The organism is Embleya sp. NPDC005575 (genome assembly GCF_040605455.1).
In the GTDB taxonomy this organism is placed as follows: domain Bacteria; phylum Actinomycetota; class Actinomycetes; order Streptomycetales; family Streptomycetaceae; genus Embleya.
The window spans coordinates 36,734-59,024 of the sequence record NZ_JBEXCV010000040.1 but is presented as its reverse complement, the minus strand read 5'-3'; the positions used below and the strand labels follow the sequence as shown (position 1 = coordinate 59,024).

The window sequence follows — 22,291 nt, the reverse complement described above, 5'->3', positions numbered from 1 at the left end:
CGCCGTTCGGACCGATGATGCCCACGATGCCGTTGCGCGGCAGTGTGAAGAGCCGCTCGCGCGGCGAACGAGCGACAAGCCGGCGCGCTGCGCCGGCTGGAGGGACAGCCGCTGCGCGGCCGTCAAAACCCTGTCCGACGCTGCGCGCCGAACAGATGGAAGGCAGGCTCGACGCTGCGCGCCGAGCCCAGGACACCCGCTGCGCGGGAGTCCGAAACCGCCGGCAGCAAGCCGGACTGTAGGCCGCTGAACAGGGGTTGCGGTGCGAAGTGGAGGGCTGAGGCGTGGCCGGGCAACGAATCTGACGATCCGTCACAAATATCTGACGTGCCGTCAGAGAAACCTGACTAGCCGTCAGAAGTACGTTCCGCCCACCCGCTCCCCCGATGACTGCCATACTCCATAATGACACACCAACCCACTCCGACGCCATCCGATACCTTAGACAACAACCCATCGGACACGGGGCGAAAATCACGAGCCCCACCGACGCCGAACCGGCCACCGAAACCGGGCCGGCGGCCCGCCCGGGAGCCCAACGAACCAGGCTGCACGAAGGGTGCACCGAAGATGCATACAGGGGCCCTGAACAGCCACAACGCCCCTACGGAACACCACCGTCGGGCCCTGCCCGGCAGGTGCCGGGCAGGGCCCGGAGCACACCTCGACCCCAACGACACGACACCCCCCCGCGCCCCGACCCGACACCCAACCACACACCCACACCACACCCGACCGACACAACCCCGGTCGCCACCCGAACTCGCATAAAGAAACCGGGAATCCGACGGAAAACACGTGAAATCCATATCGGTAAACACCGAACACCACACCGGTTTATGAACTCGGGAAAGGACACCCCACCATGGGAAACACGGCGCGAACCAAAGCCGGAATCAAACTCCGCGAACACCAGAAAGAAGCCGTCCAGGGCGGCGTCCTCGAACTCGCCGCGCCCCCGGAGGACGACGCCCTCGCCGAGCTCCGCGCCGGCACCGGACCCTGGGGCGGACTCCGCACACAAATCATCGCCGCCACCGGCACCGGAAAAACCGTCATCGCCGCCGCCACAACCGCCCGCCTCGCACCCCGCGGCCGCGTCCTGGTCCTCGTCCCCACCCTCGACCTCCTGACCCAGACCGTGACCGCCTGGCGACGCGCAGGCCGCACAGGGCCGATGGTCGCCGTATGCTCCCTCCGAGGCGACCCGACGCTGGACGCGGCGGGGGTCCGGACCACCACCAGCCCGCCTCAGTACGCCCTCTGGACAGGCCGTCAGCGGCACGTCACCGTGTTCGGCACCTACGCGTCGCTCGGGGTCCTGCTGGAGGCTCAGGAGGGCGTCTACGGCCTGGAGCCCCCGAGCCCGTTTTCGCTCGTGGTCGTCGACGAGGCGCACCGCACATCCGGTGCGCTGGGGAAATCCTGGGCGGCGATCCACGACAACCGACGCCTCCCCGCGGCGCGACGCCTGTACCTGACGGCAACGCCACGAATCTGGGAGCCGTCGATGACCAGCGCGTACGCCGCACTCGCCGCCGAGCCGCCCGTCCCCGAGCTGGACCCCTCGGACGACGAGGACGAGGACGACGCGTGGGACGAGGCGGACCTGGAGCTCGCCGACGAGCTCGAGGAGGACGAGCACGCCCGGGACGCGTACCAGCCGCTCCCGGCCGGGCTGGCCGCGTCCATGGATGATCATCGTTTGTACGGCAGGGTGGCGTTCAACCTCCCCCTCGGGACGGCAGTGACCAGGGGACTGGTAGCACCCTTCAGGATCTTCGTCGTCGAGATCCGCGACGAGGAGGTCCAGGCCGCCGCCGCCCAGAGCGGCAGCAAGCTGAACAAGCACACCGCCCAGCCCGAGGCCAAAGAGGCATACCGGGGCAAGCGGCTGGCCGCGTTGCAGACCGCGCTGCTCAAGACCGCAGCCGAGCACGACCTGCGCCGGATCCTCAGTTTTCATTTCCGCACCATCGAGGCCGAAGCCTTCGCAAAGGGGCTGCCCAAGGCCCTGAAGAGGCTGCGCGCGAACGACCTGGACACCTACGCCTGGACCATGTCCGCCGACTGGCTCTCCGGCGAGCACGACCCCGGACATCGGCGGCACGTCCTGGGCCGTTTCGGCGCCGGCGTCGACACGAACGGCGTCGTCGTCGACCGATCCTTCGTCTCGAATTGCCGCGTCCTGGGCGAGGGCGTGGACGTGCCCGAAATCGACACCGTCGCGATCCTGGACCCCAAAGGCAGCATCGTCGAAATCGTCCAGGCCGTCGGGCGCGCGGTCCGGCCGTCCGTGCGCGGGGACAAGATCGCCACGATCGTGGTCCCGATCTTCTTGCAGGCCGGTGAGCACCGGGACGACATGCTCGTGTCGCCGAGCTGGCGACCGCTCCAGCGCGTGCTTCAGGCGCTGCGGGCCCACGACGCGGACATCGTCGACATCCTGGCCGTGCCCCAGGTCAACGGCACACCCCAGAGCGAACGCGGCCCCGACGAGCCGGACCAGGACGACGCCGCCGGCGGTGCCGACGACGACCGGGACGGCGAGGACGAGCGGGAGGAGTGGCGGCCGATCCTGCGGTTCTCCAGCCGCCGTGACCCCGTCGAGATCGCCCGCTTTGTCGAGATGCGCGTGGTCGATCCGCAGTCGCGAAACTGGCTGCGCGGGCTGCGGGCGGCCGAGCGCTACCGCCGCGCGCATCCCGACCTGCGCGTCCCGCTCGACGGCGTCGACGTCGACCACCACGGCGTGAAGTTTCCGCTCGGCGGCTGGATTTCCGAACAGCGCAGGGAATACCGCAGGGCGCTTGAACACCAAGCAGATCCAGAAACTGAACGAGTTGGGAATGGTGTGGTCCCTCCTCGACCAGGCATGGGAGGACGGGCTGGCCATAGCGCGCCAATACGCCCGCGAACACGCCACCCTCGCCGCCCCCGGCGACGCGGTGATCGAGGGCTTCCCCATCGGCAAGTGGCTGGAGACCAAACGGACCCAGGACCGCAAGACCGGCCTCGACACCGCACGGACCCAGGCCCTCGACGCGCTCGTCGAGGGCGAACCGTGGAACCCGCCGCACTGGCCCGTGTCCTGGCAACGACGCCTCACCTACGCCAGCGAGTACCTGGCCGCGCGCGGCGACCGGGCCCGGCTCGACGACGTCGCCCTCGACGCCGTCCACCGCGGCGAGGCCATCGGACGATGGGTCGCCAGGCAAAAAGCCGGCTGGGACAAGCTCAATGAGCAACAGCGGGCGGCGCTGGAGGCGTTGGGGCTGACGCCGCCCCGGGCGGCAGAGACCACCGTCGCGGCGGGGCCGGCGGCCGAAGAGGCCGCGGAGCCGAGCGGCCCGAAACCGAGGCGGAGTCGCGAGCAGGCGTTCGAAATCGCGCTCAGCGCGGCAACCGCCTACCGGGAACGGATCGGACACCTCGAAGTCCCCCGCGGACACGTCGAAACCGTCACCGCATTCGACGGATGGCGCGAGGACGTGAGGTTGGGGGTGTGGATCACCACCACCAGGAACCGACGACCGAAACTCCCCGCAGAGCGGATCGCGGCGTTGGACACACTCGACATGCGCTGGACGTGAGAACGGGCGGATGTCGGGTTCGGTGTCACATGCGACCGAACGCGCGGCGTTCCCGTCGGAAGGAACTCCGCGCGCCTCGGCCAGGTGTGAGAGTCGGATCCGGGGCCGGGCGGCAGTTTCGCTCAATCTGTTGTTGGATACTGTCAGCGGAATTGGCTAACCAACGCTAGAGTTGGTCGCCGAAGCGTCAGTGAATTCGGAAGGTGCCGGGCAACCGTGGGCTTGCATCGGGGCGTCCCGAGGGCATGACGTCGCCTCCGGCACCCTCACCCTCATACACACCCCCGTCGTGGCTGCACTGCGCAGAGGGCGCGAGCCCGACCGATCCAGTCGGCTGCCAAGGCATCCAGGTCACTGGGCACACACGCTGCCTCGCCCACCTCGACCCCGCCGACCGCATCACGTACCTCGCGAGCCTGAGCTCCGGCGACGACGTCGACCACCGCGGCACCACATTCGACGGCACCCTCCTGCCCGCTCTTCTCGACGCCCTCCGAGACCCCGCCACCGCCCACCCTCATTTCGGTATCGCGCGGTTCCATGGCGCGACGTTCTCCGCCGAAGCCACGTTCGACAACGTGACGTTCTCCGCCGCCGCCGACTTCAACCGCGCTACGTTCTCCGCCGACACACGGTTCGGCCGGGCGACGTTCTCCGCCGACGCCGGTTTCAACCGCGCTACGTTCTCCGCCGACACACGGTTCGACCGGGCGACGTTCTCCGGCTTCACCGGGTTCCACAGCACTACGTTCTCCGCCCACGCCGAGTTCGGCGGAGCGACGTTCTTTGCCGACGCCTGGTTCGACAACGCGACGTTCTCCTCGACCGCCCGGTTCCACGGCGCGACGTTCTCCGCCGACGCCGGTTTCAGCCGCGCTACGTTCTCCGCCGACACACGGTTCGGCCGGGTGGCGTTCTTCGCCGACACACGGTTCGACAAGGCGACTTTCTCCGCCGACGCCTGGTTCAGCTTGGCGACGTTCTCCGCGACCGCTCAGTTCAACAACGCGACGTTCTCCGCCGACGCCTGGTTCGACAACGCGACGTTCTGCGCCCACACCGGGTTCGACAACGCGACGTTCTCCGCCGACGCCCGGTTCGACAACGCGACTTTCTCCGCCGATGCCGGGTTCGACGGCGTGAGATTCCACTCCGCAGCGATGTTGGGGCCCTTCGTGTGCGTCGGGGAACTCGGGCTGTCCCAGGCGGTGTTCGGCGTGCCGGTGGTAATCGAGGCCGCTGCCACACGCGTACGTTGCGAGCGCACCCGGTGGGACGCGACCGCGATCCTGCGCCTGCGCCACGCCGACCTCGACCTGACCGAGGTCGTCGTCACTCAACCCATCGCCGTCACCGCCCACCCCACCGTCTTCCCATGGGGCCCGGATGTCGTGGACGAGAGCGCACTGCCGGGCACCACCCCGGGCGTCCGCGTCGCGTCGCTGCGCGGCGTCGACGCCGCGCACCTGGTCCTGACCGACATCGACCTGTCCGAGTGTGTATTTACCGGGGCGTTCCACCTTGACCAGCTCCGCCTCGAGGGACGCACGATCTTCCGGAACACGCCCGCCGGCATCCATCGACAGGGTGTACTCCCCCTGCGGTGGACCCGGCGCCGGGTCCTGGCCGAGGAACACCACTGGCGCGCAGCCCAGACTCCACACGTCCATCCGACCGCCCTCACGGACCGCGACTGGACACCTGGCCCCCACCACCCCGACCCGGCGCTAACCCCGGGCCCCGACGACCTCGCCCCGGTGTACCGAGCCTTGCGCAAAGCCTTCGAGGATGGAAAGAACGAACCCGGCGCAGCCGACTTCTACTACGCCGAAATGGAGATGCGCCGCCATGACCGCCACGACACCACCCGCGCCGAACGCGGACTCCTCACCGCCTACTGGGCCCTGTCCGGCTACGGCCTCCGCGCCTCCCGCGCCCTCACCTGGCTCGGCCTCGCGATGACCACCACCATCCTCGCGATGATGCTCTGGGGACTGCCCAACACCGACCCCAAGCCCCAAATCACCGGCAAACAGGCAGCCGTCGGACAAGACATGCAACTCACCCTCGACAACCCCGATCCCGCCCTCACCGGACAACCCCTCACGAGACTGACCGGGAAACGAGCGGAGAAAGCCACCCGAGTCGTCCTGAACTCCGTAGTCTTCCGCTCCTCCGGCCAGAACCTGACCACCACAGGGGCTTACATCGAGATGACGTCCCGCTTCCTCGAACCCGTCCTCCTCGCCCTCGCCGTCCTCGCCATCCGAAGCCGCGTCAAACGCTGAAATCACTGACATCTGCCTGTGGCCAACGGACCGACAAATTCACGTCTGACAACAGTGAAATGCGGAGGCTGTACGCGACACCAGGAGCGACGGTGTCCGCGATGGGTCCGTGACTGTCCGGCCCGTTCTGGGCTCCCCTTGACTGGACCCCTCGGAAGGGAAGTTCGCAATTCTTGGCGCAGATGCCAACAGACACACTAGAGTTGGCATCAAAGCAAACTGAGCGATTGGAATACGCGCACGTGACTACGTTCTGCTTCACCGTGCAGATCAGCGATGACCAGGGCGCCACTTGGCACACGTCCCCAGTGGTCAGCACCGCCGGCCCCGCATTCCTCCGACCCGGCGCCGAGTCGCTCGACGCCCGGCAAGTCGCCTCCGATGTCCTGGACACGACCTACCGCGCGTACCTGGAGCATGACGACGGCACCAAGGCCATGCCGCTGTACCAGGTTTTCGTCTGGGACCAGGCCGTCCCTCAGGGCGTCCCCACCGCCACCTCCGCCATCGGACTGGACAGCCAGTGGCAGGCCACCGGCGACCTCATCACCGAAATCGCGGAGGACATCCGCAGATTCGAAGCGGAGAAGAAAGAGCACGAGGCCAAGGCCGCCAGCGCCCAGCTCGCCGTCACCAACGCCAGGCAGCGGCTGGCCAGGGTGGTGACCAGCGCCGCCCGCATGAACATGCCCCAGGTCACCATCGCCCACCACGCTGGCCGCAGCCGCGAATGGGTCCGCAAGACCGTCGGATAGCACCGCAGTCGAGGCGCGAGCTCCGTCGCGCTTCCTCGAACCCGTCCTCCTGGTCCTCGCCGTCCTCGCCATCCGATGCCGCGTCAAACGCTGACCCTGCTAACACATCTCGTGGCCAAGTCTGCTGACACTCTCGTTGCCAACGACACTTTCGAGCGGGCGCGTTCGCATTGGGTGAAGTCCCCACGCGCCGGGCGGGGTTGGCGTCACTGTGGGTCACGTGCTCTTCGCGGGGTCCACACGTTCATCTGTCGGTGGGATGTGCCCCGCGACGGGAACAAGGCAGCGGCTCCGACCACGCATGTGGTCGGAGCCGTTGTTCGTCTCACGGGTGCTGGCCGGGGGGGTGGAGGGCCGGCGCCACGTGGACGGGTCATCCCGCCTCGCCTCTGCGGATGCGGGCGGCGAGTTCGTCGATCTCCCGGTCGAACAGGCGGTCCATCGTCGCGATCAACCGCGGGGCCGGGTCCTGGCGCAGGAGTCCGGGGACGAGGTCGTTGAGTCCGACGTGTCGGCCGGGGTGTGGAGTTCTTCGAGGCGTTCCAGGACGAAGGCGTCGATGTTGGCGTTGAGGACGCGGTTGATCGGGTCCATCGCGGGGTCGGGCGGGCGTTGTGCGAGGGGTTCGAGGTGGCGGTGCATCGCGCGGGGTTCCTCGTCGGATCGCGCGGCGATCTCTTGTGTCATGACGGACCTGACGTTGTGGCCGTCGTCGTTGGTCCATTCGCGGATGACCCACATGGGACCTCCCAAAGATCAAGGATCGGGAACGGTACTCCGCGCCGCCGACAAGGAGAAGAGGATCTTCCCGCCGGCCACCGCCCGGTCGGCAGCGGGGAACTCCCCCGCCCGCCCGCCGGCCGAGGTGGCGGGGACAGCCGGCCCCGGCCGGTTCGGCATCGCCGCCGCACCGCCGGCGCAGCGGTGACCCGGCTGGGCCTCGGGACGGGCGAGGACGTGCCTGTTGCGGGCCTCCCTTCGCGGGCGAGGGTCCCCTGGAGAAGTAGTCGGCTGTTCTTCGGCCCTTGTCCGGACCGGGTGGCCAGGCGTTTTCCCGGTCTGGTCGTCGCCATCGAAACGACCCGAGTAACAACCTCCGCGTGCGGCCAGCCCCGGCGGTCGGTCGGGGCCAGCCGCACGCGGCTTTCACATCTCGGCCCCGGCGTGAGGTGCCTCGTCGGCCGACATCACCCGGGGCCGGCCGCCGCAACGCCGCCGGCGGGTGTGCTTGGGCCGGACCTCGGGCGGTGGCGAGGACTCCACGACGCGGGGCCTCCGACCGGAGAGAGGGGTCCCCAGGGAAGTAGTCAGCGCTCCGATCGAGACCTGACGGGGCCGTGACCAGGGAAAACGATCGGTCGGCGTCCGATGCCAAAGCAACACGAAAAGCAACCCGAAAAGCAACAGGAAGAGCAACAGGAAGAGCAATACGAAAAGCAACAGGAAAGGCAACCTCGCCCACGGCCGGGCCGGCCGCCTTCCCGCCCGCCCCGGGCCCGGCCGGTGGCTGTTCACGGAGGCTCCGGGCGCAGGGGCGGATACGGCGACACCCCCCTGTGTGGAAGTAGTCGGCTGTTCTTCGGCCCTTGTCCGGGGCGGGTGACCAGGCGTTTTCCTCGATTGCTCCACCCGCCCGACGGGACCTGAGCGGGGACCCGAGGCGGGACCTGAGGCGGGACCCGAGCGGGGACCTGAGCGGGGACCCGAGGCGGGACCTGATGCACGACGGGCCCGGCCGGTGTTCGGCCAGGCACGGGTTCGGGTGGGTGCCCCGGGCGGTGGTGGACACGCGGCGGTAGGCGTGACCACAGTCCGGGGTGTCGCCGCGGGGGTGGGGGTTGCCGGGGTGCGGCCGGACGGGACGTCGCGCGGCCTGCCGACCCCCTTGTCCGCCGTCTGGACCAGGGCTGTGACCAGCGCGGATACGACTCGCCGGCGGGTGGGGCCGATCCCGGACAAGGGGTGGCGACCCGTGGGTCGACAACCCCTTGTCCGGGATCGTTCGCGCCTTTCAGCCGGTTTTGATGGCTGATCCACCCTTGTCCGCACGGTTCGTCCGGTTCACGTACGTACACGCGCCGACGACGGCACCGATCGTCGCCGCACGGCAACCGACCACGCGGCGCAGCGGCGGCGTGCGGGTGCCGGTGGCGCGGTGTGCGGATGTGGTGCGGTTGTGCGGGTGTGGTGTCTACCAGGGTTCGTCCTGGTCGTCCTCGAGCCAGGCGTCGGTTGTCGGGGTCGTGGTGGGTCGGGGTCGGCCGGGCGCCGTGTCGGGTGTGGGTGTGGGCGGTGTCGTCGCGGCCGTGTGTAGCTGCGCCGGGCGCAGGCGTGGGGGTCGGGCGCCCAGGGGCAGCCACAGGGGTTGTGCGGGTGAGGTGTGGGGTGGGCGGACGCCGGTGGCGATGGGGACGGTGGTGTGGGTGCGGTTCAGGGCGGCGCGGGCCTCGATCTCGCGGCGCGGCGAGGTGAACACGAAGAGGACGACGGGGTGTTCGGTGCCGAACAGGTCTTGTGCCACGTATGTGTCCATGCCGCGCTTCCAGGCGTCCAGCAGGGTGTCGTAGGCGCCGATCTTGTCCACGAGTCGGGCCAGGCGCTCGGTCCCGGTGTCGTACTCGATCGCGAGGGTGGCGCGCTCGTCGCAGCGCGGCCTCGGTGTGGAGTGCGTGGTGGCACGCGGCGGCGTCCAGGGACTCGCGTTGGCTGATGAGGAGGACGTCGGCCAGGTCGCGGAAGCGGTTTGATGGGGTCGTCTCTCGCCATTCGTGGATGGCGCAGATCTTGTCGGCGATGTGGTCCACGAGGGGTAGAGCTTGACCATGGGCCAGTCGAGGGGCCAGTCCAGGAGCGGTCGGGGTTCGAGCCGGACGGTTTCGGGGACTGCGGTGATGTTGCGGCGGACGACGAGGTCGACGTGCACGGTGTCCACCTTGGTCGTGCCGAGGTAGACGAAGAAGGTTTGGTCGATGCCCCCGGGTTCGGCACCGTGGTCGTTGGTCTTGTCGGGCACGTAGGACAGGTGGTCGCCCAGGTCGACGGCCGCGGGCTTCAGGAGGGCCGCGTGGGCTTCCTCTCGGCCGCCCTCGGTCGCGGTGGCGACGCGTTGGAGGTCGTGAGGGGTGATCCCGCGCGCGAAGATCACGCTGGACATGCGGCTCCTGATGTCCACCAGCCACACGATGCCGTCGCTCACGCCCCGCCCCCATGCCATACAGGTGGTTGTTCTGATTCGGGGCGGAACCTAGCCCGCGGCTTCGACGCGCCGGGGTCCGGGCCGCTCGCCGAGCTGCCCGAGCATCGGGGCCTACTCCTCGCCAGGCGCGCATGGGACAGCTGGACCACCAGGGCACGGCGGTCTCCACCTTCGGCGGTCGCGATTGTGACTTAGATCGCTTGGCGGATCTGCCAAGATTTTCGGGATTCGGCTACGGGCTGGTCTCCTATTGGACCGCGTACCTCAAGGCGAACTTCCCCGCCGAGTACACCGCCGCTCTCTTAACGTCGGTCGGCGACGACAAGGACAAGATGGGCGTCTACCTCGCCGACGCCCGGCCCACGGATGCCCTCGCACTGGCCAACGGCTTGGCCATCGCCTGAACATACGGAGCCGCCCTGGTTTGCCAGGGCGGCTCCGGTCTGACTGCGGGCCCCTTTGGACTCGGTCAAAGGACGGCTGGTTTGACGGACGCCGCCACGTCGACCGGGCCCGTTGGGCTTCTGTCAGCCTCGGGCCACCGCAACTTCGGCGATGAGGTCGGCATCCAGGGACGGATACAGCGGGTAGGCGCCGAGAAGCTCCGAAACTCGCTTGCGGGCGGCCTGCGCCGTGTCGTCGGCAAGGTCGTACTTGGCCTTGCTGGTGGCGGTGGGGTCGCTGGGCAGCGGACGCGGGTGTACGGCCGCGAGGACGGTGCAGAGGATGTCGGCGATCTCGGCCATCTCAGCGGGACCCATACCCAGGGTGGTCAGGGCCGGGGTGCCGAGGCGGAGCCCGCTGGTGTACCAGGGGCCGTTGACGTCGAACGGCAGCGAGTTGCGGTTGAGGGTGATCCCGCATTCGCGCAGCGCCGACTCCGCCTGACGGCCGGTCAGGCCCCAGGACGCGGCGACGTCGACCAACACGAGGTGGTTGTCGGTGCCGCCGGTCAGGACGCTGGCCCCGCGGTCCACGAGGGCGGACGCGAGGGCCTGCGCGTTGCGGACGACCGCCGCCGCATAGTCGGCGAAATCGGCGGACAGCGCTTCCTGGAAGGCGACGGCCTTGGCCGCGATGGCGTGAGGAAGCGGGCCGCCGAGGACCGCGGGGCAGCCCTTGTCGACGGACTCGGCGAACTCCTGGGTGCAGAGCACGAGGCCTCCGCGGGGGCCGCGGAGAGTCTTGTGGGTGGTGGAGGTGACCACGTGTGCGTGCCGCACCGGGTCGTGGTCGCCGGTGAACGCCTTGCCGGCGACCAGCCCGGCGAAGTGGGCCATGTCCACCATGAACACGGCGCCGACCTCGTCGGCGATCGCGCGCATCTGCGCGAAGTCGATCCGGCGGCTATAGGCGCTGTAGCCGGCCAGCAGGACCAGGGGTTTCACCGCGTGCGCTCGCTCGCGGACCTCGGCCATGTCGAGCCTCTTGGTCTCCGGGTCCACCGCGTACGAGTGCGCCTCGAAGAGCCGGGCGGAGGCGTTGTGCCGATAGCCGTGGGTGAGGTGTCCGCCGGAGTAGTAGTCGAGGCCGAGGAGGCGCTGGCTGCCGAGTTGACGGCGCAGTTCCGCCCAGTCGTCGTCGCCGAGCTTGGCGACGTCGCTCACGCCCGCCTTCTCCAGGAACGGGCGCTCCACACGCTGGTGGAGGATGGCGTGGAACGCGACGAGGTTCGCGTCCGCGCCGGAGTGCGGCTGCACATACGCGTGGTCGGCGCCGAACAACTCGCACGCGAGCCGGGCGGCTTCGGCTTCGATGTCGTCAACGTTGTCGCACCCGGCGTAGAAACGGTGGCCCGGGACGCCTTCCGCGTACTTGTCGGTCAGCAGGTTCCCCTGCGCGAGCTGGACGCTGAGCGAGCTGTAGTTCTCGGACGCGATCAGCTTCAGGTTCGTGCGCTGGCTCTGTAGTTCGCGGGCGATTCCGGAGGCGATCACCGGGGAGGCCTGCCGCAGGTGGTCCAGCGAAGCGATGACGGCGACCGCGGCGGGGTCGAGGCCGCCCGTGCGCTCCTGCCCGAGGTAGCGTTCGAGCAACGAAGTCGGCTGGTCGTGCATGGTGATCGTGCCTCTCAGGCTGGGGTGGGGTGGGTGCCGCGTGGAGCCGGGGTCAGTCGCCGTCGATAAGGGCGTTGCTGAATCGGCGCAGGCCGATGTAGCAGCACGCGCACGCGAACGCGGTCAGCACCCCTAGGTGGAGGGCGGCCGCCGCATCGAAGTCGCCGCGCGCTGTGGCGCGTTCCACTTCAACTGCATGGTAGACGGGCGAGATGTTCGCAATCACCGCGCCGGCGTCCGACACTTTGGCGATGGGGAAGAACACGCCTGAGAACAGGAACAGGGGTGTGACCACGAAGCGCTGGATGAGCGTGAGTGTCTCGCCTCGGCGGATCTGCGCGACGCAGGCGAATCCGAGCCCCGAGAACAGGAGTGCCACCAGGGCGATCACGGGGAGCCAGAGCACCGCCCGCCAGGTGTCGACGACGCCGGTCAGAGCCGCCACGAGGATCACGAAGAGGCCTTGGATGAAGCCGCGGGTGGTGGCCCAGGCGAGTTCGGCCGCACCGATGTCCCGGGTCTCCAGCGGGGTGGCAAGGATCGACTCGTAGATCCGGGACCCGCGCAGCTTGTAGAAGGCGAAGTAGGTGGACTCGAATACCGCGCCACCCATCGCGGCCGCGGCCGCCACGCCGGGCACGATGAACTCGACGTACGACTGACCGTTCAGGCTTCCGTCGTCGACGATCTGGCCGACACCCCAGCCCATCGCCCCCAGGTAGAGGATCGGTTCGAAGACCTGTGGGAGGACGCTCTCGTACCAGAAGCGACGGAAGTTCTCGACGTTCCGTATGTACAGCCTGCTTGCGTAAGCGATTTGCATGACACCCTCAGACGTCGGGTCAGAGCTGACTGCCGGTCAGCTTCAGGAACAGGTCTTCCAGGGTCGGCGGCCGCCGCTGGTAGGAGACTTCGGATCCCACCGTGGCGACTCGCGCCACCGCCGCGTCCAGACTCGCTTCGCTGTCGTGGAAGGACCGGAAGCCGCCCGGCGTGACGACGAAGTCGCCGTCGTCCGGCGGCGTCACGCCGTTGACGTCGAGGACGTATGGGCTGAGATGCTCCTTGAGGAGGTTCGCCGGGGTGCCGCAGGCGACGAGCCGGCCTTCGAAGATCAGGCCGATGCGGTCGCACAGCCGCTCGGCCTCTTCCATGGAGTGCGTTGTCAGCAGCATGCCGCGCCCGTCGGCCTTGGCGCCCAGGATGACGTCCCAGACCTGGAGGCGTGAGCCGGGGTCCAGCGCGGCGGTGGGTTCGTCCATGATGAGGAACGCGGGGTCGGAGACCAGGGCGCGGGCGAGGAGGAGGCGCCGCTGCTGGCCTCCGGAGAGCCGGTCGGCGAGGTCGGCGTTGCGGGTGTCCAGTCCCACGCGTGCGAGTAGTTCGACCGCTCGCGTCCGGGCCGTGGACCTTGTGATGCGGTAGTAGCCCGCGTGTACGGTCAGCAGCGCCTCGACGGTGAGCCCGGTGTCGATGGTGTTGCCTTGCGGCACGACGCCGATGAGCTCTTTGCAGGACTGGCGCTCGGTCCGGGTCATGGTGCGTCCGCGGACCTGGATTTCGCCGGCCTGGAGTCGCAGCACGCCTGAGGCGATTCTGGTCAGTGTGGTCTTGCCGGCGCCGTTCGGACCCAGCAGACCGAAGCACTCGCCGGGTTCGATCTCCAGGTCGATGCCGCGCAGGACCTCCTTGTCGCCGAAGGCGTGGCGGAGTCCTCGGCATCGGAAGATCGGCTGGCCCGGGTCGCCTGTGGTTTTAGGCGCGAGGCGGCCGTTCATCGTGGACCGTCTTTCTCTAGGGGCGGCAGGGGCGCGGTGCTTGGCGGCGCTGTGTGTGTCGGGCGGCCGGGACGCGGCATCATGCCGGACTGGGAGCGGTGCGGTACGGACTCATGTCCATCTCCGGGTACCGCTCGGCCACGCCGAGGAGTGTCTCGGCCGTCCAGTAGTCGGAGTCCACGCTCGGGAAGCCGATCGCGGTGCGCTGCTGCGGTGTCGCTCCCGTCAGGAAGCGGACCATGAGGGGATCGAATGTGCGGCGGCCGTATCCGTCGATTCCCTGCCAGTTGTTGGCGGGGTTGCGGAAGGCCATGTGCGTCACCGCACGCCGACCGTGCGGTGCGGCGAAATGGGTGCCGCGGTGGAGGGTGTTCATCGAGTACAGGAGGACCGAGCCTGCCGGCACCAGCACCTTGTGCTCGGCATCGTAGAGATCGGGCCTGAGGGCGTTGTCGTCGAACGGCCGTGCGCCGAAGAACCGGGAGAGGTGGTCGCGGTCGCGTCCCAGGACGGGCGGGGCCCCCTTGCCCGCGGCTTCCGAGACGACCGTGGTCGGGCCGAGCTCCTCGGTGACGTCGTCCCAGTACACGAATGCCTGGAGGTGGTGGTGCCTGGGGTCTTCGCGTGGGACGACATAGGTGTTGTCAATGTCGCGGTGCAGCGGCTGGTCGAAGGCTCCGCCGGGGTATTTGGCCCTGAGGTAGCCGAAGACCATCAGCGGGTGCTCGACGCCGATCACCTGGCGTGCGAAGTCCAGTAGGTGCTCGTCGACGAACGTGGCGTTGAGCGCGTCCGTGTGGATGTCCTTGTCGACCGCGCTGATCCCTTTGAAGGACCGGCTCATGACGCTGGCGACTCCGAGGGGAAAGGTGTGTTCGACGTGCGACCGCTCGTCCGGTTCGGAGACGGCCAGGAGCTGCTCGATCTCGTCGCGGCAGCGTGTGAGCTGGTCGCCGGAGAAGAACCGCTCGACGACGGTGTAGCCATGTTTGTGGTACTCGGCGAGATGTGTGTCGCTGATTGCCTGGGTCATCGGTTGTCGCCAATCGGGGCGGGAGCGCGACGCGCTCAGGAGACGTAGGACAGATACGAGCCGTAGCGGCGCAGAACTTCGTGCGGCCGGCCGCGTCCGAAGAGGCCTCCGGCGATCATGAGGTTGTAGCGCGTGTTCTCGGCGGGCATGCCCCGGTAAGCGGCGGCCAGTGCGGTCAGCACGCTGGTGCGTGTATGCCAGTCGATGTTGAAGGACACGCTCGCGGTCAGGCTGTGGACCTGGTGCAGCGTTCCGGGCGGCATGTACAGCACATCACCGGGGCCGACGTCCACTTGGTGGACGGGTACGCCGGTGAATTCGGGGAAGGCCGCGAGATCAGGGCGCGCCGCGTCGACTTGGGACCAGCGCCAGTCGCGAAGGTAGCTCGCCGTCCGGTATCGGGCGGGAACCAGGTAGAACCGCTTCGTGCCGTCGACCTGGAAGAACGAGTTGTGCGTGAGCAGGCAGTCGAAATGGAACGGTGTCCGTGCGCCTGCGGGGCCGATGAACAGTTGTGCGAAACGCTCCCAGCCGTCGGCGTACCAGCGTGGAACGAATCCGGCGGGGATGTCGCCGACAAGGCCCCGGGCGTCCGGGAAGACTTCGAGGAGCGGGACGTCGTGCAGGTAACGACTCTCAGGCCGGTCGCCCTGGTCGCTCGTTAGCGATGCCACATAGTCGCCGAACGGGACCGTATCGACACTGATCCGGCCGTCTGCGTACGACTTGACCCGTACGCGTTGACTGCCTGCTTGCTCGGCGAGTTCCGCCGTCGACCATCGGCGCAGCGCGGCCGAGTCCTTCAGCACGCCGCGGTAGACATGGCATCGGCCCGCGTGCGCGCGCACCCACTGACCGACGTGCGCCGACGGCGCACGGTGCTCAACGACGAAGTTCATCGCCGGCCACCGGCCAGCACGTCGCGGGCTGCGGCGCCGAGGATCCCCAGCCCTTCCGCCAGCACATCCTCGTCGATCGTAAGCGCGGGCAGGAGCTTGACCACGTTGCCGAGCGCTCCGGCGGTCTCCACGATCAGCCCTCGAGTGAAGCACTCGTGGACGACGGCGTCGGCGGACTCCTGGTCTTGGCACTCGAGCCCGTGCAGCATGCCGCGGCCACGCGAACCGGTGACAGCCGCCAACTCGTCGGCGATGCGTTCCAGGTGATCGCGGATGACCTGTTCCTTCTCCGCGACCCCCAGCTCCAGCTTGTCGTCGCCCCAGAAGTGCTCGACAGCCGCCGACGCCGTTGCTAGCGCCAGGCCCTGACCTCGGAATGTACCGCTGTGCTCTCCGGGCTCCCAGGCGTCGAGCCCTTCGCGGATGAGCAGGACGGACATCGGCAGCCCGGAGCCGCTGAGCGACTTGGAAAGGCAGACCAAGTCAGGGGCGATACCCGACCTCTCGAAGCTGAAGAATGCTCCGGAACGCCCGCAACCAGCCTGGATATCATCGAGGATTAGCGGAATCCCTCGCGCCTGGGCCAGCAGTGCGAGGTCCGCCAACCACCGGTCTCCGGCGACCCGGACTCCGCCCTCGGCCTGCACGGCTTCGACGATGATTGCGGCCGGAGGAGCCAGGCCCGAACTCGGGTCGTCCAGGTAACGCTGCAACATCTCGACCGCGGTGGGCCCGCTCGGGAAATACCCGTCGAATGGAAGGACCGTGGACTCCACGCCGATTCGGCCGTGAGCCCGCGATCTCCCGGAGACACTCGCGGCCCCCAGCGACATACCGTGGAACGCATTGGTAAAGCTCACGACATTGCTGCGCCCGGTGGTCTTGCGCGCCAGATGCAGTGCCGCCTCCACCGCCGACGCACCGGTGGGCCCGGTGAACTGGACGCGCCAGCTCCCCGGGATCCGCGATGTGACATTGCGGCCGAAGATCTCAAGGAAGGCCGCCCGTTCCGGCGTGGCCATGTCCAACCCCTGGAGCACACGCTCCTGCGCGAGTAGTTCGATCATCCGGTCGACAAGGACAGGATGGTTGTGACCGTAGTTCAGCGACCCGGCGGCAGAGAAGAAGTCGATGAACCGCCGTCCATCGGCGGCATACATGAACGGTCCGGCCGCCCGGGTGAACGTGGCAGGCCATTTGCGGGCGTAGTAGCGAACCTCGGACTCGACGAGGCCTTGTCGTTGGTCGAGGGCTAACGTCATGAATCCCCCATGGATAACCGCCGAGCGACGCCCACGAGGCGCGCCGCGGCGAGTGGAAGCGGCATCTGCGTCCTTGCCTGGTCAGGCGGATCCGGCTTCGATCTTCTGGAGGCCCCTGGCCCGTGTTGCGCGGACATCCGCAGAATCCAAGACGTCGCGGGTGAAGTAGTACAGGTTGTACCAGCCTGGTTCGGCCAGGCCGTCAGGTGTGTCGAGCCACTTGCGGTCTGGCGTCAGGCCGTAGCTCTGGTGCAGGCGGTTGACCGCGACGTTGGATGCGAGCGGTTCCGCGATGACCGTCTTCACGCCGAACTCGTCGATGATCATCCGCAGCATGCTGGAGAACCGGACGCTGCCGACTCCCTTGCCGCGCATGTCCTTTCGAATGACATGGCCGTGCAGGTAGGCGGCAGCGCCGTTGTCGACGATGTGGATGTTCGAGTAGGACATCACGTCACCGTTGCACTCGGTGACGAACGCGACGCGATCGGCATCGCCGACGCCGCGGATCATGTTCGAGAACCGGGCCCGCATGTCCGCCTCGCTGCCGAGCCGCTGGCGACTCACGTTGAGGCCTTCGAGCCAGCTATCGCTCGCGCCGGCCCAGTAGCCGATGATCAGCGGAATGTCCGCTTCCGACAGATCCCGCGTCACGTACTCGGCATCTCCGAACGCTTCGCGAAGGTACTCCGCCACAAGTTCCCCTAACCGGATGGATGGACTAGAGACGGGAATGATCTTGGCGGCAGCCCGTGACTGAATCAAGGAGTTTGCGGAAGTAGGTGAAGGGATTCCGCTTACGCAACGGAATTGGGTGCAGACCCTCCGAAGTTAAGGACTGGCCAGGGCGGTTGTCAGGGGCGGAGACGAGTTGGGGGTGTTGTTCCGGGACGAGGACTTCGCCGGCCTGTTTCCGGCCAGGGGGAAGCCCGCCTGGTCACCGGGCCGGTTGGCGTTGGTGCTGGTCCTGCAGTTCGTGGAAGGGCTGACCGACCGCCAGGCCGCAGAAGCGGTGCGGGCCCGGATCGACTTCAAGTACGCCCTCGGGCTGGAACTCGACGACGCAGGCTTCGACTTCTCGCTGCTGTCGGAGTTCAGGGACCGCCTGGTCGAAGCGGACGCCGGGCGGCAGGTGCTGGACGGCGTCCTGACCGCAGCCCGGGAACACGGACTGCTCAAGACCACCGGCCGGGCCCGGACCGACTCCACGCACGTCCTATCGGCAGCCCGAGAACTGTGCTGGCTGGAGATGGTGTCCGAGACGATGCGCTCAGCGTTGAACGCGCTCGCCCGGGCCGCCCCCGACTGGACGGCGCAGGTCGCCGAGCCGGACTGGTTCCGGCACTACGCGACCCGGGCCGAGGACTCCCGCTTCCCCAAGGCGCGCACCAAGCGGGACGAGGTCGGACAGCGGGTCGGGGCGGACGGAATGCGGCTGCTCACGGCCGTGTTCTCGCCCCGGGCACCCCGGGAACTGCGGACGCTGGAGCAGGTGGAGGTCCTGCGCCGGGTGTGGGTCCAGCAGTTCCACCTGGTCGACGGCGAGGTGGCCCGCCGAGACCCAAAAGACCGGCCGCCGGGAGCAAAGCGCCTGGTCACGCCCTATGATCCGCAGGCACGAGGCAGCGTGAAACGCGACACCCTCTGGGACGGTTACAAGGTCCACCTCACCGAGACCTGCGAGCCCGACGCCCCCAACCTGGTCACCAACGTGGTCACCACCCTCGCCACCGTCCCCGACACCCTCGTAACCGATGAGATCCACACGTCCCTGGCCGAACGGGACTGCCTGCCCGGCGAGCACTGGGTCGACGCCGGATACCCCACCGGCGCCCAGATCGTGAACGCCCGCGCCAAGTACGGCATCGAACTGCACGGCCCCATCGGAACGGACACCACCGCCCAGGGGAGCACGGCAGGCGGGCCCTTCGGCCAGGCCGCCTTCACCATCGACTGGGACAATCGGCACGTCACCTGCCCTGGCGGCCGGACCGCCGACCAATGGAAGCCGACGTTGTCCCACCGCGGCACCCCCGTGGTCCGGGTGAAGTTCTCGCCCACCCACTGCCGGCCCTGCCCGCATCTTCGGGACTGCGTCGACTCCCCGAAGGCGCAATACCGTCAGCTGACCTTTCGCCACCACGAGGAGCACCGGGCCATCGGTCAAGCCCGCACCCTGCAGCAGACGGATGACTGGAAGGAACGCTACAAGATCCGCGCGGGGGTCGAAGGAACCATTTCCCAAGGCGTTCAACGCTGCGGCCTGCGCAGATCCCGCTACCGAGGACTCGCCAAGACCAGCTTGCAGCACCAGCTCACCGGTGCCGCGATCAACCTCGCCCGCATCGACGCCCACCTCACCGACACACCCCGAGCCCACACCCGCACCAGCCACTTCGCAGCACTTCGCCCCGCCGAGCCGAAGCTCGACGGGGCGAAGTAGCCCTCGAATTCGCCAACGGCGTCCCAGGACGGCGGGGCACACGTGCGTTCGACTTCAGCCTCGGATATCGAATTCGCAATAGTCCACGTCGGTCAGCTCGACTGCCTCCAGATCGCCGGCCCGAGTGCCGCCCTCCTGGAAGTAGGCCTGTTGCAGGCCTGCGGCGACGATGCGCTCCAGCTCACGTTCGGGCGCCCCGGCGTGGTGGGCGTCGAACAACTCCTGGGCGTGGGTGGGCGACAGCGGCTGCGTAATGCGGCGCATCCGGGGGTCGTCGGTCGAGCCGGCCGCCGAGGAGAACCCGAATCTGGCCCTGGTCTCGACGATGACGCCGCCGGTGGCGGCCGCGCGCTGTTCGACCCGGCGGCGGACCTGGGGCTGCCACAGACGACGGACCTCGGCGTCGATGCGGTTGTTGACGGGTCGGGGCGGGTTCTTGCGGTCGCCCTTGAGGTAGCGCTCGACGGAGCGTTGGCTGACGCCGAGGCGTTCGGCGACCTTCCGGGTGCTGCCGCGGTTCTTGCTCAGCAGGAACCGGATGCGGGCCTTCGTCGACTGTGGTGGTTTGCGGGTGAGGACGTGTTGGGCGGCCTGGTCCAAGCCGTCGCCGATCTTGCCCACGGCGGTCTCCTATTCGCCTTCGGCGACGGCGTCCACGCCGTCCTTGATGTGGCGGGCCGGGTTGACGGGCGGGTTGTTGGCAAGGCCCTGGAGGACCCATTCCATGGTCTGTGTGCCCTCGTGTTTGACCAGTCCGGGGCCGGCGCCGAGGCGGAACCCGGTCTTGACCGGCTGCCCGGGGACGGTGGGCGGGAGGAGGTCGAGCGGGGAGGGTCCGGGGGAGGCGTAGACGACGCAGTCGGAGAGGATCCCGAGCGGGTACAGCCCGGTGGCGGCGGCGAACTTGCGCATCTTGCGGTGCATGCCGACCCGGGCGGTGGAGATGACGGCGGCGCGGATGTCGGGGCGCCAGGTGGGGCGTTCCAGGGCGGCCCAGCGTTCGCCGCGTCCGTGGTGGGCGGCGCCTTGGGGGCGTTCGCGGAGTTTGCCGATGCCGCCCTTGACGGTGGCCTTGATCGCGGCCAGCACGATGGCCTCGGCGGGGTCGATCTGCTTGTGGCCGGCCATGGCGTCCAGGAAGGCCTGGTCGGTGAGGTCGGGGGTGACGCCGAGGCGGGACATGGTGGTCATGTAGGCCTCGCGCAGGCGGGTGTACCAGGGGTCGAGGTAGGGGCCGTTCTCCGGCCGGATCCACGCCTCGAACGGCTGCACGGTCGCGCCGAGTTCGGCGGCGTAGGCGACGGTGGGGGTGGCGTACCAGCCGGGCCCGGTCGGTGCGATCCCATTCGGGGTGAACGGGGACGGCAGGCGCGGGTCGACCCGGACGTCGGAGAGGTCGACGTACCAGCAGCCCGGCATCTTCGGGTCGAACCGCGGGCCGGTGACGTGGACCGGGGCGCCGATGCCCACCGGCAGGCGGGACGCGGCCGCGAGGAACGCGGCGTTGACGTCCAGGCCGATGGCGTAGGGGGCTTCGCCTTCGGGATCGGTGACGGCGTGGAGCTCGCGCGACCACACGTAGGCCTCCTCGACCATCACGTCGCGTTCGTCGCGGTCCTGCGCGATCGGGTGCTCCGAAACCGCCTCGGGCGGCGCCGGGTCGACCGCTTCCAGGAGGGAGCCGGCGACGGGGCCGGAGCGCCAGGTCCCGGTGGTCTCGTCCTTGACGGCCTGGGTCGGCGGGCGCAGCTCGGTCATCAACGCGAGGCCGGCGGCGGCGGTGGAGCCGCGGGGGGTGACCACGCGGGTGGCGTACGCGCCGAGCAGGGCGGCGAGTTCGGGTGCGGGCAGGGTGGCGGCGTCGGCCCAGGAGCGGGTGTCGAGGGCGTCCCAGCCGAGGAAGGCGAACTGCACGCATTGGCGGCGGCCGCCGTCGACGGGCTTGTAGACCTTGGTCCAGGACCCGAAGCCGCGCTTGGTGAGCTTCCAGCCGGGCTTGAGGAGTTGCTTGACGACGGGGTGGGACTCGGTCAGCCGCAGGTGCTTGCGGTCGTCGAGCTCGGCCGGCAGGCGCAGGCGCTCGGCTGCGGCGGCGGTGACGACGACCAGGGGGTCGGCGTCGCGGCCGGCGCGGTGCAGGCGCTCCGCCCCCAGGCCCGCGTCCAGGGCCCAGGACACGACCGTGAGCAGCGACTTCGCCGGGCAGGGCAGCACGGTGCCGTCGGCCAGGTGCGCGAGGAGCGTGGTGGTGTCGGTGTCGACGTCCAGGACCGCGAGCGGGCCCGCCGGGAAACGCGCGGGCTTGGCGTCGACGTCCTCGGTCTTCGCGGCCGCCCTGGCGGGCCCGCTCGGCGACGTCGTGCCGGCCGGGGCGCGGCGGTCCACCGATGCCGCTCGCGACGGCGTCGGCGTGGACTTCGGCGCGGCTGCGGGTGCGGCGGGGGGTGTGGTCGGTGTGCGGGTCCAGGGCGCGGCCGCCGTGACGACGGGCTCGGCGATCGGCGTCGTGGTGGTCGAGGCGGTCGTCGGGTCGGGCGCGGGGGCGGCTGGCTGCGCTTGCGGTTCGGGGGCCGTCGGGCCGGGTTCGTCGACGGCGGGTTCGATCCGCGTCGGCTCGACGGTCACGGTCCCGGTCCCGGCGGTGTCGGCGGCCGGGTCGAGTGTGGGGTAGCGCTCGGCGAGGCCCTCGAGGAGTCGGGCGTAGGCGGGGCGTTGGGGTGGTCGGGGTTCGGTGCGGCCGGCTTCCCAGCCCACGATCGTCACGCGGGTGACGCCCAGGGCGTCGGCTACCTGCTGCTGGGTGAAGCCGCCGGCCTTGCGCAGCCGGGTGCGTTCGGCGGGGGGCGGGAGATCGCTTTGGGCCTGTGCCAGCAGAGCGTCCACCGCATCGAAGAGCGAGTCGGACATGTTCCACCTCCTACCCGCGATCCTACCACGGATAAGACATTCTCAGAACTTGAATCATACTCAGATTTTACAAAACGGGG

General features: G+C 68.9%; 15 protein-coding genes and 2 pseudogenes. 6 read left to right on the top strand and 11 right to left on the bottom strand.

Annotated features, from left to right (window positions below; translation table 11 throughout):
- Nucleotides 1-865: 865 nt before the first annotated feature.
- The 4 genes and pseudogenes from ABZS54_RS16330 to ABZS54_RS16315 all read left to right on the top strand — a co-directional run.
- Nucleotides 866-2,749 (top strand): annotated as a pseudogene (locus ABZS54_RS16330) (DEAD/DEAH box helicase family protein); the annotation flags it as partial.
- A gap of 100 nt (nt 2,750-2,849) precedes the next feature.
- Entirely contained in the window at nt 2,850-3,593 is a 744-nt protein-coding gene (locus ABZS54_RS16325; RefSeq protein ID WP_355535418.1) for a helicase associated domain-containing protein, read from the top strand.
- 245 nt (nt 3,594-3,838) lie between these two features.
- The gene (locus tag ABZS54_RS16320) at nt 3,839-5,881 is read left to right on the top strand and encodes a pentapeptide repeat-containing protein (protein ID WP_355535415.1); all 2,043 of its coding nucleotides are present in this window, start codon (nt 3,839-3,841) and stop codon (nt 5,879-5,881) included.
- 227 nt (nt 5,882-6,108) lie between these two features.
- Nucleotides 6,109-6,636 (top strand): hypothetical protein, encoded by a 528-nt coding sequence (locus tag ABZS54_RS16315; protein ID WP_355535412.1) that lies wholly within the window; start codon nt 6,109-6,111, stop codon nt 6,634-6,636.
- Nucleotides 6,637-7,086: 450 nt separating this feature from the next.
- Here the strand turns inward: ABZS54_RS16315 and ABZS54_RS16310 are convergent, their stop codons facing one another.
- Both ABZS54_RS16310 and ABZS54_RS16305 read right to left on the bottom strand, forming a co-directional pair.
- Nucleotides 7,087-7,377: a hypothetical protein gene (locus ABZS54_RS16310; protein ID WP_355535409.1), complete on the bottom strand. Its 291-nt coding sequence runs from the start codon at nt 7,375-7,377 to the stop codon at nt 7,087-7,089.
- Between the two features lie 770 nt (nt 7,378-8,147).
- Entirely contained in the window at nt 8,148-9,845 is a 1,698-nt protein-coding gene (locus ABZS54_RS16305) for a nucleotidyl transferase AbiEii/AbiGii toxin family protein (protein ID WP_355535421.1), read from the bottom strand.
- 118 nt (nt 9,846-9,963) lie between these two features.
- Here ABZS54_RS16305 and ABZS54_RS16300 point away from each other — a divergent pair, with 118 nt between their 5' ends.
- Nucleotides 9,964-10,236 carry a hypothetical protein gene (locus tag ABZS54_RS16300; RefSeq protein WP_355535407.1) on the top strand — a complete coding sequence of 91 codons (273 nt, stop codon included), beginning with the start codon at nt 9,964-9,966 and terminating at the stop codon, nt 10,234-10,236.
- A gap of 123 nt (nt 10,237-10,359) precedes the next feature.
- On the opposite strand, the gene ABZS54_RS16295 is transcribed toward ABZS54_RS16300, so the two are convergent.
- The 7 genes from ABZS54_RS16295 to ABZS54_RS16265 form a co-directional block, all read right to left on the bottom strand.
- A complete protein-coding gene (locus ABZS54_RS16295) occupies nt 10,360-11,889 on the bottom strand; it encodes a glycine hydroxymethyltransferase (RefSeq protein ID WP_355535404.1) in 1,530 nt (509 codons plus the stop codon).
- A gap of 52 nt (nt 11,890-11,941) precedes the next feature.
- Complete coding sequence (locus ABZS54_RS16290; protein ID WP_355535401.1) at nt 11,942-12,712, bottom strand: ABC transporter permease; 771 nt, start codon at nt 12,710-12,712, stop codon at nt 11,942-11,944.
- Between the two features lie 19 nt (nt 12,713-12,731).
- The gene (locus tag ABZS54_RS16285) at nt 12,732-13,667 is read right to left on the bottom strand and encodes an ABC transporter ATP-binding protein (RefSeq protein WP_355535398.1); all 936 of its coding nucleotides are present in this window, start codon (nt 13,665-13,667) and stop codon (nt 12,732-12,734) included.
- A 79-nt stretch (nt 13,668-13,746) separates the two neighbouring features.
- The gene (locus tag ABZS54_RS16280; RefSeq protein WP_355535395.1) at nt 13,747-14,700 is read right to left on the bottom strand and encodes a phytanoyl-CoA dioxygenase family protein; all 954 of its coding nucleotides are present in this window, start codon (nt 14,698-14,700) and stop codon (nt 13,747-13,749) included.
- Between the two features lie 35 nt (nt 14,701-14,735).
- Nucleotides 14,736-15,599, bottom strand: coding sequence for a cupin-like domain-containing protein (locus ABZS54_RS16275; protein ID WP_355535392.1), 864 nt, complete (start codon nt 15,597-15,599; stop codon nt 14,736-14,738).
- Entirely contained in the window at nt 15,596-16,861 is a 1,266-nt protein-coding gene (locus ABZS54_RS16270) for a diaminobutyrate--2-oxoglutarate transaminase (protein WP_355535389.1), read from the bottom strand. The genes ABZS54_RS16275 and ABZS54_RS16270 overlap by 4 nt, the downstream gene beginning before the upstream one ends.
- Before the next feature lie 81 nt (nt 16,862-16,942).
- The gene (locus ABZS54_RS16265) at nt 16,943-17,557 is read right to left on the bottom strand and encodes a GNAT family protein (RefSeq protein ID WP_355535386.1); all 615 of its coding nucleotides are present in this window, start codon (nt 17,555-17,557) and stop codon (nt 16,943-16,945) included.
- Between the two features lie 157 nt (nt 17,558-17,714).
- Here ABZS54_RS16265 and ABZS54_RS16260 point away from each other — a divergent pair.
- Nucleotides 17,715-19,304 (top strand): annotated as a pseudogene (locus ABZS54_RS16260) (IS1182 family transposase); the annotation flags it as partial.
- 54 nt (nt 19,305-19,358) lie between these two features.
- Here the strand turns inward: ABZS54_RS16260 and ABZS54_RS16255 are convergent.
- On the bottom strand, nt 19,359-19,925 hold the full coding sequence (locus tag ABZS54_RS16255) for an XRE family transcriptional regulator (RefSeq protein WP_355535383.1): 567 nt from the start codon (nt 19,923-19,925) through the stop codon (nt 19,359-19,361).
- Between the two features lie 9 nt (nt 19,926-19,934).
- Nucleotides 19,935-22,211 carry a helix-turn-helix domain-containing protein gene (locus tag ABZS54_RS16250; protein WP_355535380.1) on the bottom strand — a complete coding sequence of 759 codons (2,277 nt, stop codon included), beginning with the start codon at nt 22,209-22,211 and terminating at the stop codon, nt 19,935-19,937.
- Nucleotides 22,212-22,291: the final 80 nt, after the last annotated feature.